The 15039-nt window shown below is 72.7% G+C and carries 10 protein-coding genes; 3 read left to right on the top strand and 7 right to left on the bottom strand.

Annotated elements, in window-relative coordinates:
* Positions 1-296: 296 nt before the first annotated feature.
* The 5 genes from ACFWXO_RS06905 to ACFWXO_RS06885 all read right to left on the bottom strand — a co-directional run bounded on the left by ACFWXO_RS06905 (position 297) and on the right by ACFWXO_RS06885 (position 6466).
* Positions 297-1316, bottom strand: coding sequence for a LacI family DNA-binding transcriptional regulator (locus ACFWXO_RS06905; RefSeq protein ID WP_375895926.1), 1020 nt, complete (start codon positions 1314-1316; stop codon positions 297-299).
* Positions 1317-1341: 25 nt separating this feature from the next.
* A complete protein-coding gene (locus tag ACFWXO_RS06900; protein WP_380522638.1) occupies positions 1342-3057 on the bottom strand; it encodes a glycoside hydrolase family 13 protein in 1716 nt (571 codons plus the stop codon).
* Between the two features lie 55 nt (positions 3058-3112).
* Entirely contained in the window at positions 3113-4018 is a 906-nt protein-coding gene (locus tag ACFWXO_RS06895; protein WP_375895921.1) for a sugar ABC transporter permease, read from the bottom strand.
* 55 nt (positions 4019-4073) lie between these two features.
* A complete protein-coding gene (locus tag ACFWXO_RS06890; protein ID WP_375895918.1) occupies positions 4074-5075 on the bottom strand; it encodes a carbohydrate ABC transporter permease in 1002 nt (333 codons plus the stop codon).
* Positions 5076-5185: 110 nt separating this feature from the next.
* Entirely contained in the window at positions 5186-6466 is a 1281-nt protein-coding gene (locus ACFWXO_RS06885) for an extracellular solute-binding protein (protein ID WP_380522637.1), read from the bottom strand.
* Positions 6467-6773: 307 nt separating this feature from the next.
* Between ACFWXO_RS06885 and ACFWXO_RS06880 the strand changes: the two genes are divergently transcribed.
* Positions 6774-7322 carry a GNAT family N-acetyltransferase gene (locus ACFWXO_RS06880; protein WP_380522636.1) on the top strand — a complete coding sequence of 183 codons (549 nt, stop codon included), beginning with the start codon at positions 6774-6776 and terminating at the stop codon, positions 7320-7322.
* 160 nt (positions 7323-7482) lie between these two features.
* Here ACFWXO_RS06880 and ACFWXO_RS06875 read toward each other — a convergent pair whose 3' ends face one another.
* Complete coding sequence (locus ACFWXO_RS06875; protein WP_380522635.1) at positions 7483-8559, bottom strand: aldose epimerase family protein; 1077 nt, start codon at positions 8557-8559, stop codon at positions 7483-7485.
* Between the two features lie 223 nt (positions 8560-8782).
* Entirely contained in the window at positions 8783-11794 is a 3012-nt protein-coding gene (locus ACFWXO_RS06870) for an AAA family ATPase (RefSeq protein WP_380522634.1), read from the bottom strand.
* Between the two features lie 336 nt (positions 11795-12130).
* Between ACFWXO_RS06870 and ACFWXO_RS06865 the strand changes: the two genes are divergently transcribed.
* Both ACFWXO_RS06865 and ACFWXO_RS06860 read left to right on the top strand, forming a co-directional pair.
* Complete coding sequence (locus tag ACFWXO_RS06865) at positions 12131-13078, top strand: terpene cyclase (protein ID WP_375895905.1); 948 nt, start codon at positions 12131-12133, stop codon at positions 13076-13078.
* A gap of 319 nt (positions 13079-13397) precedes the next feature.
* Positions 13398-14921, top strand: coding sequence for an aldehyde dehydrogenase family protein (locus tag ACFWXO_RS06860; protein WP_380522633.1), 1524 nt, complete (start codon positions 13398-13400; stop codon positions 14919-14921).
* Positions 14922-15039 lie beyond the last annotated feature (118 nt).

Genomic DNA, 15039 nt, shown 5'->3' with positions numbered 1-15039 from the left:
GGTCGAAGGCGGCGAACGCGTCCTCGCGGGCCGTCGGGCCCCGGGGGGGGGCGGGTAACCCGCCGGGGGGGCGCCGGCGGGGCGCAGCCCATGCCCGCCGCCGCGCCGCCCGCCCCGCGCGCGCCCCCCCGCCGTGCCCGTACACCCAGCAGGTCCGACCGACCGCCGGCCGACCGGACCGGCCGATCTGACAGATCCGGACCGACCGCCCCCGGGCACCGCACGCCGACGGGCCCCGGAGAGCAACCGCCCTCCGGGGCCCGTCGGTCGGCCCGGTCCGCCCGGACCACCCGTTCTCAGCGCGCGCAGGCCCCGGTGGACCCGCGCATCACCAGCTCCGGCTGGAACATGAACTCCCCGCGCTGGGCGGAGTTCCCGCCGACCTCCTCCAGCAGCGCGTCCACCGCCGCCGTCGCCATCGCCTCGACCGGCTGGCGGATGGTGGTCAACGGCGGCTCGGTGAAGGCGATCAGCGGCGAGTCGTCGAAGCCGACCACCGAGACGTCCTGCGGCACCGACAGCCCGCGCTGGCGGACCGCCCGGATCGCGCCGAGCGCCATCATGTCGCTGCCGCAGACGATCGCCGTGCAGCCCTTGTCGAGCAGGGCGCCGGCCGCCGCGTGCCCGCCCTCCACGCTGAACAGCGTGTGGTGGACGAGGTCCTCGGCCTCCTCCCGGCTGCGCCCGAGCACCTCGCGCATCGCCGCCGTGAAGCCCTCGATCTTGCGCAGCACCGGCACGTACCGCCGCTGCCCGACCGCCAGGCCGATCCGCTCGTGCCCGAGCTCGGCCAGGTGCTGGACGGCCATCCACATCGCGGAGCGGTCGTCCGGCGAGATGAACGGCGCCTCGATCTTCTCGCTGTAGCCGTTGATCAGCACGAACGGCACCCCGCGCCCGGACAGCCGGGCGTAGCGGTCGTGGTCGGCCGTGGAGTCGGCGTGCAGCCCGGAGACGAAGACAATGCCCGCCACCCCCCGGTCGACCAGCATCTCGACCAGTTCGTCCTCGGTGGACCCGCCGGGCGTCTGGGTGCACAGCACCGGGGTGAACCCGTGCCGGCTCAGCACCTGCTCGATCACCTGGGCCAGCGCGGGGAAGATCGGGTTGCTCAACTCCGGTGTGATCAGCCCGATCAGGCCCGCACTGCGCTGGCGCAGCCGGGTCGGCCGCTCGTAGCCGAGCACGTCGAGCGCCGCCAGGACGGTCTGCCTGGTGGCCGCGGAGACGTTCGCCTTGCCGTTGAGCACGCGGGAGACGGTGGCTTCGCTGACCCCCGCCTGCGCCGCGATGTCTGAGAGTCGCGCCGTAGTCACGGGCCCAGAGCCTATTGCACCCACGTCAGACCGCCCACCAGCCGGTGCTGTCCGGTGCGAGCACGGTCTCGCCGCCGTCCACCCCGAGTTCGCTCGAGGAGAGCAGCAGCCGGCCGGGGGCGGGTATCCGCACCGGCTCGCCGGTGGTGTTCACCGTGCAGACGAAGGAGCCGCGCCCGAAGGCGAGGGTGCCCTCGGGGGCGTCCAGCCACTCGACCCCGGTGCCGGCGCCGAGGTCGGGCTGCGCCCTACGCACGGCCAGCGCGCTGCGGTAGAGCTCCAGGGTGGAGGACGGGTCGCCGGTCTGCGCCTCGACGCTGAGCCCGGCCCACTCGGCGGGCTGCGGCAGCCAGGACGGCCCGCCGGCGGCCGGTCCGAAGCCGTACGGGGCCTCGGTGCCGGACCACGGGATCGGCACCCGGCAGCCGTCGCGGTAGCCGTCCTGGCCGGCCTGGCGGAAGAAGGACGGGTCCTGGCGGACCTCGTCGGGCAGGTCGGTGACGTCCGGCAGGCCGAGCTCCTCGCCCTGGTAGACGTACGCGGAGCCGGGCAGCGCGAGCATCAGCAGGGTGGCGGCACGGGCGCGGCGCAGGCCGAGCGCGCGGTCGCCGGGGGTGCGGATCTGGGTGCCGAGGCCGGGCTCGTTGGCGAACCGGGTGGCGTGCCGGGTGACGTCGTGGTTGGACAGCACCCAGGTGGTGGGGGCGTCGACCGGGCGCATCGAGTCGAGCGAGAGGTCGATCACCTCGCGCAGCGCGGTGGCGTCCCAGCCGGTGCCCAGGTACTGGAAGTTGAAGGCCTGGTGCAGCTCGTCGGGGCGGACGTAGTTGGCGGTGCGCTGGACGGTCGGGGTCCAGGCCTCGGCGACGCCGATCCGCTGCCCCGGGTACTCGTCGAGGATCCGGCGCCAGCTGCGGTAGATCTCGTGCACGCCGTCCTGGTCGAAGAACGGCATGACGTCGTTGCCGAGCAGCTTGAGCTGGTCGGAGCCGCCGAGGTCGGGCAGGCCGGGGGCCTTGACCAGGCCGTGGGCGACGTCGATCCGGAAGCCGTCCACGCCCATGTCCAGCCAGAACCGCAGGATCGAGCGGAACTCGTCGGCGACGGCCGGGTTCTCCCAGTTGAAGTCGGGCTGCTCGGGGGCGAACAGGTGCAGGTACCAGTCGCCGGGGGTGCCGTCCGGGTCCTCGGTGCGGGTCCAGGCCGGGCCGCCGAAGATGGACTCCCAGTCGTTGGGCGGCAGTTCGCCGTCCTCCCCCTTGCCGGGGCGGAAGTGGTAGCGGTCGCGCAGCGGGGAGCCGGGGCCCTCGCGCAGGGCGCGCTGGAACCACTCGTGCTGGTCCGAGGAGTGGTTGGGGACGAGGTCGACGATGATCCGCAGGCCGAGCAGGTGGGCGTCCCGGATCAGCGCGTCGGCGTCCAGCAGGGTGCCGAACATCGGGTCCACGGCGCGGTAGTCGGCGACGTCGTAGCCGGCGTCGGCCTGCGGCGAGGCGTAGAAGGGGGAGAGCCAGACGGCGTCCACGCCGAGGTCCCGCAGGTACGGCAGGCGGCTGCGGATGCCGGGCAGGTCGCCCATGCCGTCCCCGTTGGAGTCGGCGAAGCTGCGCGGGTACACCTGGTAGATGACCGCGTCCCGCCACCAGTCTCTGGACGCGCCGCCACGCACAGGAGCCGGGGCGGCCGCCTCGTGAGCGGTGTCGGCGGCAGGCCGGGAGGTGTCGGCCAGGTTCTGGGTCATGGACGGTATCCCTTGGGGATCGGAGGAGCGCTGGGAAGCAAGGGGCCTGGGAGCGTTACGACTTGGAGGCACCGGCGGTCAGGCCGGTGACCAGGTGGCGCTGCACCAGGTAGAAGAAGGCCGCGGAGGGGATCGCGATCAGCACGGCGGTGGCGGCCATCAGGTTCCACTGGGCGTCGTGCTCGCTGACGAAGCTCTGCAGGCCGACGGCCAGCGTGTACTTGTCCGAGCTGAGCATGAAGGTGGAGGCGAACGGCACCTCGGCCCAGTAGGTGAGGAAGGAGTAGAACGCGGCCACCGCCAGGCCGGGGCGGGCGAGCGGCAGCACCAGCCGCCAGAAGGTGCCGAACGGGCTGAGCCCGTCGACCCGGCCGGCCTCGTCGATCTCCACCGGGATGGTGTCGAAGTAGCCCTTCATCAGCCAGGCGCAGTACGGCACGGTGGTGGTGGAGTAGACCAGGATCAGCCCGGCGTAGCTGTCCAGCAGGTCGAGCGCGGAGAGCATGGTGTACATCGGCACGATCAGCACCGCGATCGGGAACATCTGGGTGACCAGCAGCGACCACATCAGCGGCTTGTGCCCGGGGAACTTCATCCGGGACACGGCGTACCCGGCGGTGGCGGCGAGCAGCACGCCGAACACCGTGGTCACCCCGGCGACCAGCAGGGAGTTGCCGAACCAGGTGAAGAAGTCGGTGTCGCCCAACACCTTCTGGTAGTTCGACAGCGTGATCTTGCCGAAGATGTCACCGGGGTGGAGGTAGTCGTTCTTGTCCGGCCCGAGCGAGACGAAGAGGATCCACGCGATCGGGAACAGCGCGATCAGGCTGGCGAGGATCAGGACGCCGTGGGACAGCGCCTTGGACAGCGGGCTGCTCTCGCCGCGCGGCCGGAACTTCGCCGGGCGGGCGGCCGGGGCCGCGGCCGCCGCGGGGGCGGGGCGTTCGGTGGTGGTGCTCATCGGGTTACCTGCCTTCGTGGGTCAACTGGGTCCGGGGCCTGGGGGGGACGAGCCCCTAGCCGTTGGCCTGCTCGTTGCGGGCGAGCCAGCGCCGGTAGAAGGCGGTGAAGACGATCAGGATGGACAGCAGGATCACGCCGTACGCGGCGGACCCGGCGTAGTCCCGGGGGATCTGGCCGAAGCCCAGGCGGTAGGCCCAGGTGACCAGCAGCTGGGCGTCCGGGGCGCCGTTGCCGAACAGCAGGAAGATGACGTTGAACTGGTTGAACGTCCAGATCACGCCGAGCAGCACGACGGTCGAGGACACGGAGCGCAGCCCGGGCAGGGTGATGTGGCGGAACTGCTGCCAGCGGGTGGCGCCGTCCATCTCGGCGGCCTCGTACAGCTCGGCCGGGATCGACTGGAGGCCGCCGAGCAGCGAGATCATCATGAACGGCACGCCGGCCCAGGTGTTGACCAGGATCGCGGCCGCCTTCTGCGCCCACGGGTCGGTGAGCCAGCCGGGCTCGGGCAGGTGCAGCGTGGAGAGCACGGTGTTGACGACGCCGCCGTCGGAGAGCATCAGCCGCCAGGAGAAGACGGTGACGAAGGTCGGCACGGCCCACGGGAGGATCAGCAGCATCCGGTAGGCCGCGCGTCCGCGCAGCTTCTTGTTGAGCAGCACGGCCAGCCCGAGGCCGAGGGTGTAGTGCAGGCTGACGCAGACGGCCGTCCAGGCGATGGTCCACACGAAGTGGGACCAGAAGCGGTCGTACGAGCCGGGGCCCCAGAGGATGTCGGCGTAGTTGTGGAAGCCGACGTACTGGTAGCTGGCCGGGATCTCGTTGACGCCGATCTTGCGGGCGACGTTGAGGCTGTTGGCGTCCGTGAGGGTGAGCCAGACGCCTTCGACGAGCGGGTAGAACACCAGCACCGCGAGCACCAGCACCACCGGTGCGATCATCGCGTAGGCGTACCAGTGCTTGGCGTAGGAGCGCTTGAGGCGCTCCAGCGGACCCGGACGCTGATCGCGCTCCCGGCTGCCCTTGCCGGTGGCGCCCTGCACGGCGACTGACATCGTTTGCACCTTCTCGGGGGTTCTCGGGGAGGCCGGCGGTTCGCGGGAACCGACGGCCTCGGGGAGCCGACGGCCCGGCCCGCCGGGGTCGGCGGGCCGGGCTGCGGGGACTACTTGGCGAAGCCCGGCAGGAGCTTGGCGTAGTCCGTGGCCACGGTGTTCAGTGCGTCCTGGGTGCCGGTGCCCTGGACGGCCTTGCCGAGGTTGGTGCCGAGCGAGTCGAACAGCGAGCTGTACTCGGGCAGTTCGGGGCGCGGCTTGGCGCTGCCGAGGATGGCCTGGAAGCCGGCGATGCCCGGGTCGGCCTTGACGTCGGCGGTGTAGGCGTCGGCGCGGGTCGGCAGGGTGGAGTTCTTCTGCGCGATGAAGGCCTGGCTCTCGGCCGAGGTCATGAAGGCGGCGAACTTCTCCGCGGCGGCCTTGTGGGCCTTGTCGGCACCGGCGTAGACGGCGATGTTGTGGCCGCCGGTGGGGGCGCCGGCCTTGCCGCTGGAGCCGGCCGGGACGGCGGCGATGCCGAGGTTCTTCTTGTCGGCGAACGCGGAGCCCTTGTAGATGTTGGTGATCTCCCAGGGGCCCTGGATGATCGCCGCGACCTTGCCGCTGTTGAAGGCGTCCATCATGTGGGCGTAGGCGTCGGTGGTGACGTCGGCCTTGGCGGTGCCGGGCGAGGTGAACATCGACTTGTAGGTCTCGATGCCCTTGACGGCCTCGGGCGAGGTGACGGTGATCTTCTTGGCGGCGGCGTCGACGGCGTCGGTGCCCTCGCCGAACAGGAACGGCATCGCGTAGTAGCCGTCCGCGGCCTTCATCCAGAAGCCGTCGACGCCCGCCTTGTCCTTGACGGCGGCGGCGTCGGTCTTGAGCTCGTCCCAGGTCTTGGGGGCGTCGGTGATGCCGGCCTTGGCGAAGAGGTCCTTGTTGTAGAGCAGGCCGAGGGTGTCGGTGACCAGCGGGACGCCGTACAGCTTGCCCCCGTAGCTGGCCTGCTGGATCAGGCTGGGCTGGAAGGCGGAGGTGTCGGCGGCGGCCGGGGTGCCGTCCAGCGGCTCCAGGAAGCCGGCCTTGGCGAAGGCGGCGGTCCAGCCGACCTCGGAGCGGAACACGTCGGGCGCGCCCTTGGCCCCCATGGCGGTCTGCAGCTTGTTCTGCGCCTGGTCGAACGGCACGTTGACGAAGTTGACCTTGATGTTCGGGTTGGCCGCCTCGAACTTCTTGGCCAGTTCCTGGTAGTTCGGAGCCTCGTTGGTGGCGTTCGACGTGTCCCAGTAGGTGAGGGTGACCGGGCCGTCGGCCTTCCCGTCGGAGCCGGAGCCGCCACTGCTGCCACAGGCAGCCATCGAGACCGCGAGGGCCACAACGAGGGCAGAGGCCGCGATGCCACGCCGCATGAGAACTCCTAGGAGGGTGGGGGTGCCCGAGATGTTCGGAGACAGGCGCATAATGGCTGCCTCGTGCCGACCGCACCGTTGCTGCCGTCGGGCTCGGGAAGGAAGTTAACAGCGGGGCAAGATCGACGGAAAGGTCTTGCAGCAAGTTTCTGCAAGAAGCCGCGATCGTTACATCCGCGTGTCCTGGACGTGGCCGCACGGTAGTGGACGGCGCGGCGCGATGTCCGCATCCGTCCGCTTCGTCCCAGCCGGGTGACCGGTGCAGCCACCCTCCGTGGCCGGAAACCGCTTGCAGCAGACTGGACGCATGCGCATCAGAGCCGTCGAGAAGGACGAACTGCCCCTGCTGACCGAGCTGGAGCGGGCCGCCGGAGCCCCGTTCGCGGAGATCGGGATGCCGGAGATCGCCGCGGACGAGCCCCCCGCCCCGGAGGAACTGGCCGCCTACCTGGAACACGGCACCGCCCTGGCCGCCGAGGCCCCCGACGGGACGATCGTCGGCTACCTGCTGGCCGAACCGGTGGACGGCGCGCTGCACGTCGAACAGGTCTCGGTCCACCCCGGCCACGCCCGCCGGGGCATCGGACGGGCCCTGATCGAGCACCTCGCCGAGGACACCGACGCCCCCGCGCTCACCCTGACCACCTTCGCGGACGTCCCCTGGAACGCCCCGTACTACGCCCGCTGCGGCTTCCGCCCGCTCGGCGAGGACGAGCTCACCCCGGGCCTGCGCCGGATCCGCCGACTGGAGGCCGAGCACGGCCTCGACCGCTGGCCCCGGCTCTGCATGCGCCGGGACCTCGACGGGCCCCGGCCGACCCCGGCCGACCCCGGCCCCGCCCGGGCCGTCCGCTAGGGCCTGTCCGGCGGATCTTGCCAGGCGCGCGACGCCGGGCATCCCGCCTGGACGCACGCCCGAATCGCCCAAGTACGTCCAGTACGAGGCCGACTCGGGCGCACGCCCAGCCGGGCGCCCAACGCCGCGCGCTGATCTGCCAAGATCCGCCGGACAGGCCCTAGTTGACCCCGAGCCGCAGCACGGTGGTCGAGCGGAACTCCTCCCCCGGCCGCAGCACGGTGCTCGGGAACGCCGGGTGGTGCGGGGAGTCCGGGAAGTGCTGGGTCTCCAGCGCGATCCCGGCGAACGGCCCGTACGGCACCCCGCGCGCGCCGGTGACCGCGCCCTGGAACTTGTTCGCGGTGTAGACCTGGACGCCCGGCTCGGTGGTGAGCACCTCCAGGGTGCGGCCGCTGACCGGGTCCTCCAGCAGCGCCGCCCGCGCCGGGCCGCCGTCCGCCGGTCGGGCGCGCAGCACCCAGTTGTGGTCGTAGCCGCCCGGACCGGCCAGCTGCGGGTGCTCGTCGTGCACCGACTTGCCGATCGGGGTGGCCACGGTGAAGTCGAAGGGCGTCCCGGCCACCGGCTCGGTCCGCCCGTACGGGATCTGCCGCTCGTCGGCCGGGGTGTAATCGTCGGCGTCCAGGGTGAGCAGGTGGCCCAGGACGTCGCCGCCGCCCTCACCCGCAAGGTTGAAGTACGCGTGGTTGGTCAGGTTGACGACCGTCGGCCTGGTGGTGACGGCGCGGTAGTCGATCACCAGCTCGCCGCCCTCGCCCGGGGTGTGCGACAGGGTGTACGTGACGGTCACGTCCAGTGCGCCCGGGAAGCCCTGGTCGCCGTCCGGGCTGTGCAGCCGCAGCCGCACCCCGCCGTCGACCGGCTCGGCCGCCCACATCCGCTGGGCGAAGCCGTCCGGCCCGCCGTGGATGGTGACCCCGCCGCCGGTCGGGGCCAGCGGGTGGTCCTCGCCGTCGACGGTGACGACGGAGCCGTCGATCCGGTTGGCGTACCGGCCCACCACCGTGCCGTAGTGGCGGGCCGGGCCGAGGATCTGCGCCAGCTCGTCGGTGGAGAGCAGCAGTTGGGCCGGGCGGCCGGCCCGGTCCGGGGCGGTGAGGGTGTGCAGGGTGGCGCCGAGGTTGAGCACGCTCGCCTCGTACGGGCCGGAGGTCAGCGTCCAGCGCTGGATCGCCGCGCCCGCGCCCGAGCGGTCGAGGGGTTCGCGGCGCACACTGGTGGCCTCGCTCGCCATGGCCTGCTCCTCACTGGCGACGGCGCTGCCGCCTCCGCCCGGTGTCCCGATCCGTCCGGGGGGCGTCGCAGCGGCCCCCCCGTGGTGCCCGTCAGCCTAGCGAGGGCGGCCCCGGCGGGGGCGCTCCCACGCCACCGCGCGCCGCCCGGACGCCACCGGCCGCCGGGCACCGTACGCCGGACGCGCGCCGCCCGGACGCCCCCTGCCCCCCGCTACCGCTCCGCTACTCCCCCGGCTCCTGGCCCGGCTCCTGGCCCGGCTCCGGCCGCAGCCCGAGCGCCGAGGCCAGCCCGTCCGGCCCGGTGCCCGCCTTGCGGTAGACCGCCGCCAGCCGCCGGTTGACCAGGCTCAGGTGCACCCCGAGCCGCTCCGCGATCCGCTGCGGCGGCACGCCCTTGACGGCCAGGTCGGCGACGTCCCGCTCCGGCCCGCTGAGCGCCTCCAGCGTCTCCTGGAAGTCGTGCACCCCCAGCCGGTTGGGCCGCAGGCCGTAGTTGGCCAGCTCCCGCCGGGCCCGGTCGACCAGCCGCTCCGCCGAGCAGTGCTGGGCCAGTTCGATGCCCTGGTACAGGTACTCCTGGGCGTCCTCCAGCCGCCCGACCCGGCGCTGCGCCGCGCCGAGCTCGACCAGCGCGACGGCGTGCTCGTACCCGGCCGGGGACTGCCCGAGGTGCTCCACGGCCTGCTCCAGCAGCTCCACCGCCTGCTGGCCGTCCGCGATCCGGGCCTGCAACCGCAGCGCGCTGCCGATCGCCGAGGCGGTGCCGAACCTGCGGGCGTCGTCGACGGCCTTCTGGGCGTACTCGCGGGCACGCTCCGGCTCGTCGGCCGAGATCGCGATGGCCAGGTGCCCGGCCCAGGGCGCCCAGACGGTGTTGCGCCAGCCGCGCACCTCCAGCTGCGACCTGGCCTCGGTGAGCGCGGCGGCCGCACCGGCGTGCCGCTTCTTGGCGACCAGCAGCTTGCCGTACAGCGAGGCCGCGTCCGGCAGCACCATGGCCGTCGCGTGGTACGGCGGGTGGAAGCCGAACTCGTTGGCCAGCTCCCAGGCCTCGTCGACCCGGCCGCGGGCGATCAGGGTGTCCACCAGCACGCCGACGGCGTCCCAGGCCAGCGGCAGCTTGGCACCGATCCGCTCGGAGATCCGGTAGGCCCGGCGCAGGAAGTCCTCGGCCTCGGCGAGCAGTCCGCGGCGGAACCGGGCCAGCCCCATCAGGAAGTACGCGAAGCCCCGGTGGGCGCCGCTCCAACCGGCCAGCTCGAACTGGATGATGGCGTCCGCGGCCAGCCGCTCGGCCTGGGCGATCCGGTCGTTGTAGATGTACGTGAGGCAGAGCATCGAGGGCAGTTCGAAGCCCCAGGTGGTGTCCGTCCAGCCGAGGCCCTTGGGCAGCCGGCCGCCGTCCAGGACCTCGTCGGCCAGCGCGAGCGCGTCGGTGGAGGGTTCGCCGCGCAGGGTGAGGTCCCAGGCGCGCATCACCAGCACGGCCCGGTCGGCGGCCTCCCGGCCGGCCAGGTTGAGGTAGAGCTGCTCCAGCCGACGGGAGCGTTCGGGCCCGTTCTCCTCGGCCTTGCGGAAGGCGTGCCACATGAACGAGGCCGCCTGGAGCCGCTGGCGCCGGACCGGGTCGGTGGTCTGCTCCGCCTCCTCCTGGCAGACCAGGGCGGCCTGGCCCAGCTCACCGCTGCGGGCGAGCACCTCGGAGAGCCGGAAGGTGGCGTCCACCCGCAGTTCGGGGCGCAGCGGCCCCTCGTCGGGGTCGAGGGCGAGCCTGAGCTGGTTGACGGTGGCGCCGGGGTCGGTGAGCAGCGCGGAGCAGCCGAGTTCGTACAGCACCTCGGCCTTGATGTCGTCGGCGGGCGGCTCGTTGAGCGCCCGGTGCAGGCAGCGCTGGGCGGCTTCGGGGGCGCCGATCAGCTGGTGCTCGACGGCGGCGCGGCGCAGCTTCTTGACGATCCGGTCGTCGCCCTCGCCGGAGTGGGTCTCGACCAGGTGGCGGGAGGCGGCGAGCAGGCCGAGTCCGGCGTTCTCGATCTCGACGGCGGCGATGCCGTGCATGCCGAGGCGGGTGGCCTCCGGCATGGTGTTGTAGATCGAGCTGGCGATCAGCGGGTGGACGAACTCGAGGTTGCCGTTGGGGGCCTGGGTGAGCACGCGCTGCTTGCGCAGTTGCTTGATGGACTCGCGGGCGCCCTCGCCGCTCTGGGTGGAGATCCGGGTGACCAGGTCGATCCGGATGTCGGTGCCGAGCATGGCGCAGGCCCAGGCGAAGCGCAGGGTGGCGGGGCCTAGCCGGTCCAGCCAGCTCTTGAGGGTCATCCCGGTGGCGTCGACGGCGAGTTCGCGCAGTTGCCGGGAGTTCTCCTCGACGGGTTCGAGCTCCTGGTCGCGGACCTGGTCGAGCAGGGCGACGGCCTCGAAGGGGTTGCCGTTGACGACGTTCCAGAACTCGTAGCAGAAGGCGTCCTCGGCCCGGTCGCCGAGTTCGGCGCGGATCATGTCGGAGACGGAGTTCAGGGTGAGCCGGCTGAGTTCGTGCTTGCGGCTCGCCAGGCCCAGGACGCCGCGGCGCAGTTCGTGGGTCTCGCCGAACCAGTCGTTCTCGTCCTCGCGGAAGGCGAACACCAGCAGGACGGGCAGTTCGCCGGAGCGGACGGCGAACTTGGCGAGCCAGGAGAGGGATTCGGCGTCCGCCCAGTGCAGGTCGTCGACGATCATCACCATCGGTGCGCGGCGCGGTGCGAGCTGGGTGAGGACGTAGTCGAGGCCGTCGCGGACGCCCTGGGGGTCGAGGCGGCGGGCGCCGGCCTTGGGCTGCTTGAGGCCCATGGCCGGTCCGACGACCTCCTCCCAGGTGCCCATGACCTGGCTGAACTCGTCGGCCTCCAGCCGGGTCAGGACGGGCTGGAGGAGCTGGCGGAGCACGTGGTAGGGCTCCTTGAACTGCCGTTCGCCGCCGCGGGCGAAGAGCACGGTGGCGCCCTCGCGCAGGCTGGCGATCCGTCGGACCTCGTGCAGCAGGCTGGTCTTGCCGATGCCGGGGCGGCCGGAGAAGGCGAGGAGTTCGCCGATCTCGGTGCCGCCGGCGGCGAACTCCCGGCAGAGCCGGTCGACGGCCGCTTCCACGGAGCGCAGTTCGGTGTCGCGGTCGCGAAGCCTGACCCGGGGCGCGGGGCCGTCCTCGTCCCGTTCGGAACCGGTTCCCGTCCGAAGTTCGTTGCCCTGATCGGTCACCGTCGCGCCTCCGCCTCACCCGCTCGCGGCTCCGCCCCGCCACGCGCGGGGAGCCGGCCCGTCACTACTGTTCGTGGAGCCGAGGTTAGCGCCGTGTAGGGCTCGCTGTGCGGCATTCGCGCAGGCTGGGGCGGACGGCGAGGGTTCGGACGGCTTGCCAAGGGCAATTGCCCTATATCCCTAACGTCCGATCATTACATCAGATACCCTACGGCCCGCGAGGCGCGGATGATCTTGCGCAACCACCCTCACCCCCCGCGCCCCGCCGCGTCAACTCCCCCCACACTCAGTGCTCGAACCACAAGCGCCCCCACCCACCGCTGCACCGGGAGTCCGATGTCTGACGACACCTCACTTCAGATCCCGTTCCCGCACCGCCGCAGTCCGCACGGCCCGTACGCCACCGCGGTGCACCGCGACTGGCTGGTCCGCCACCCGCTGCTCCCCGACGCCGACCACCCGGGCTACGCCCACTGGGAGGTGGTCGACCTCGCCGCGCTCGGCTACCCGGACGCCGGACCGGAGGAACTCGCCCTGGCGGCCGACCTGATGGGGTTCTACTTCCTCTTCGACGACCAGTTCGACGGCCCGCTCGGCCGCCGGCCGGCCGAGGTCGCCCCGATCTGCGAACGGCTGATCGCCGTCCTGCACGGCGCCCGCCCCGACCAGCGCTCCCCGGTCGAGACCGCCTTCGCCGACCTGTGGAGCCGCAGCGTGCGCGGCATGCCCGCCCGCTGGCAGGCCCGCGCCGCCTACAACTGGGAGTACTACTTCGCCAGTCACCCGGCCGAGGCGGCCGGCCGGATCTCCGCGCGCCCGCCCGACCGGGACGGCTACCTCGAACTCAGACGGGGAACCGCGGCGATGGAGACCATCTTCGACATGGTCGAACGACTCGGCCAGTTCGAGGTCCCCGCCTCCGTGCTGCACCACCCGGTCCTGCGTCAACTCCGCCAGCTGGCGGCCGACATACCGTCGCTCTCCAACGACGTGCGCTCGTTCCCGCTGGAGGCCCCGCGCGGCGACGTGAACAACCTGGTCATGATCGTCCAGCGCGAGCGCCACTGCTCGGCCGAGGAGGCCTGCGCCGCGGTGATGGCGGAGGCCCAGCTGATGGTCGAGCGCTGCGCCGAGCTGCACGGCCGACTGCCGGACGTGTACCGGGAGTTGGGCCTTTCCCGGATCGAGAGCGCGATCGCCCAGCGGTACGCCGACGGGCTGCTCACCTGGCTGGCCGGCTACCTGAGCTGGGAAGCCCGCACCGGCCGGTACCACGCGGTCTGACCCACCCCGGCCCGACGCCGTCCGGCTCCGCCCGGGCCCGTCCGAGGCGCGCCCGGGACCGCGCGCCGTCGGACGCGCCCCGCGCGCCCGGCCCGGAACGTCCGGAACCCCCACCGTCCGTACGAGCCGGTCGTACGGACCGTAGCCGCGCCGCGCGCCCGGCGGTTATCGTGCTCGTCGGCGGGCGCCCCGGCGGGGCGCCGGCCCGACTGCGTGTCCGCACCCTCCGCCGGACCGCCCCCCCCCGGGCGGCGGTCCGGCGTGCCGCCCCCGGCCCGCTCGGCGCCGGGGCGCCCGACGTCGCGAGGAGACACAGAGCATGACGGTCTACCAGCCCCCCGGTGCGCCCGGCAGCATCGTCGCCTACCGCTCCCGGTACGACCACTGGATCGGCGGCGGTTGGACGCCCCCGGCGCGCGGCGAGTACTTCGACAACCCGACCCCGGTCACCGGCGAGGTCTTCACCGAGGTCGCCCGCGGCACCGCGGCGGACATCGAGGCCGCCCTGGACGCGGCCCACGCCGCCGCCCCGGCCTGGGGCCGCACCTCCCCGGCCGAGCGCGCCCGGGTGCTGCTGCGGATGGCCGACCGGATGGAGGCCAACCTGGAGCAGCTGGCGGTCGCGGAGAGCTGGGAGAACGGCAAGCCGGTCCGCGAGACGCTGGCCGCCGACCTCCCGCTCGCCGTCGACCACCTGCGCTACTTCGCCGGCGCGCTGCGGGCCCAGGAGGGCAGCCTCTCCCAGCTGGACGAGGACACCGTGGCGTACCACTTCCACGAGCCGCTCGGCGTGGTCGGCCAGATCATCCCGTGGAACTTCCCGATCCTGATGGCGGTCTGGAAGTTCGCCCCGGCGCTCGCGGCCGGCAACGCCGTGGTGCTCAAGCCGGCCGAGCAGACCCCGGCCTCGGTGCTGCTGCTCGCCGAGCTGACCGCCGACCTGGTGCCGCCGGGCGTGCTCAACATCGTCACCGGCTTCGGCGAGGAGGCCGGCGCCCCGCTGGCCGCCAGCCCCCGGGTCCGCAAGCTCGCCTTCACCGGCGAGACCAGCACCGGCCGGCTGATCGCCCGCGCCGCCGCGGACAACCTGATCCCGGCGACCCTGGAGCTCGGCGGCAAGAGCCCCAACCTGTTCTTCGCGGACGTCGCCGCCGACGACGACGCGTTCTACGACAAGGCCGTCGAGGGCTTCGCGATGTTCGCCCTCAACCAGGGCGAGGTCTGCACCTGCCCCAGCCGCGCGCTGATCGAGACCCCGGTCTACGAGCGGCTGCTCGGCGACGGCCTGGCCCGGGTGCGCGCCATGCGCCAGGGCAACCCGCTCGACACCGCGACCCAGGTCGGCGCGCAGGCCAGTACCGAGCAGTTGAAGAAGATCCTCTCCTACTTCGAGATCGGCCAGGCGGAGGGCGCCAAGGTCCTGGTCGGCGGCGAACGCGCCGAGCTCGGCGGCGCGCTGGCCGGCGGGTACTACGTGACGCCGACGGTCTTCGAGGGCGTCAACAGCATGCGGGTCTTCCAGGAGGAGATCTTCGGCCCGGTGGTCTCGGTCACCCGCTTCGACGGCTTCGACCAGGGGGTGTCGCTCGCCAACGACACCCAGTACGGGCTGGGCGCGGGCGTGTGGACCCGCAACATCAACACCGCCCACCGGGCCGGGCGCGCCATCCAGGCGGGCCGGGTCTGGACGAACTGCTACCACGCCTACCCGGCCCACGCGGCCTTCGGCGGCTACAAGAACTCCGGCATCGGGCGGGAGACCCACAAGGCGCTGCTGGAGCACTACCAGCAGACCAAGAACCTGCTGGTCAGCTACTCCCCCGACGCGGTCGGCTTCTTCTAGACGAGAGTGGAGGGGGGGGGGCCCCCCCCCGGGCCGCCGCCCCCCCCCCCCGCCCCCCCGGCGGGGTCGCCGGCCTCGCCCCAGGGGTGGGGGATTATAAGAAGTATAAGGGGATATT

This window comes from Kitasatospora sp. NPDC059088 (assembly GCF_042738155.1).
GTDB lineage: Bacteria > Actinomycetota > Actinomycetes > Streptomycetales > Streptomycetaceae > Kitasatospora.
The sequence above is the reverse complement of the archived record's forward strand: the minus strand, read 5'-3'. Positions and strand labels throughout refer to the sequence as shown.

What these genes read in the sequence shown, in the direction of transcription:
- ACFWXO_RS06900 (WP_380522638.1), bottom strand. Translation starts at nt 3,057, where the DNA reads ATGACCCAGAACCTGGCCGACACCTCCCGGCCTGCCGCCGACACCGCT.
- ACFWXO_RS06895 (WP_375895921.1), bottom strand. Translation starts at nt 4,018, where the DNA reads ATGAGCACCACCACCGAACGCCCCGCCCCCGCGGCGGCCGCGGCCCCG.
- ACFWXO_RS06890 (WP_375895918.1), bottom strand. Translation starts at nt 5,075, where the DNA reads ATGTCAGTCGCCGTGCAGGGCGCCACCGGCAAGGGCAGCCGGGAGCGC.
- ACFWXO_RS06885 (WP_380522637.1), bottom strand. Translation starts at nt 6,466, where the DNA reads ATGCGGCGTGGCATCGCGGCCTCTGCCCTCGTTGTGGCCCTCGCGGTC.
- ACFWXO_RS06880 (WP_380522636.1), top strand. Translation starts at nt 6,774, where the DNA reads ATGCGCATCAGAGCCGTCGAGAAGGACGAACTGCCCCTGCTGACCGAG.
- ACFWXO_RS06875 (WP_380522635.1), bottom strand. Translation starts at nt 8,559, where the DNA reads ATGGCGAGCGAGGCCACCAGTGTGCGCCGCGAACCCCTCGACCGCTCG.
- ACFWXO_RS06865 (WP_375895905.1), top strand. Translation starts at nt 12,131, where the DNA reads ATGTCTGACGACACCTCACTTCAGATCCCGTTCCCGCACCGCCGCAGT.
- ACFWXO_RS06860 (WP_380522633.1), top strand. Translation starts at nt 13,398, where the DNA reads ATGACGGTCTACCAGCCCCCCGGTGCGCCCGGCAGCATCGTCGCCTAC.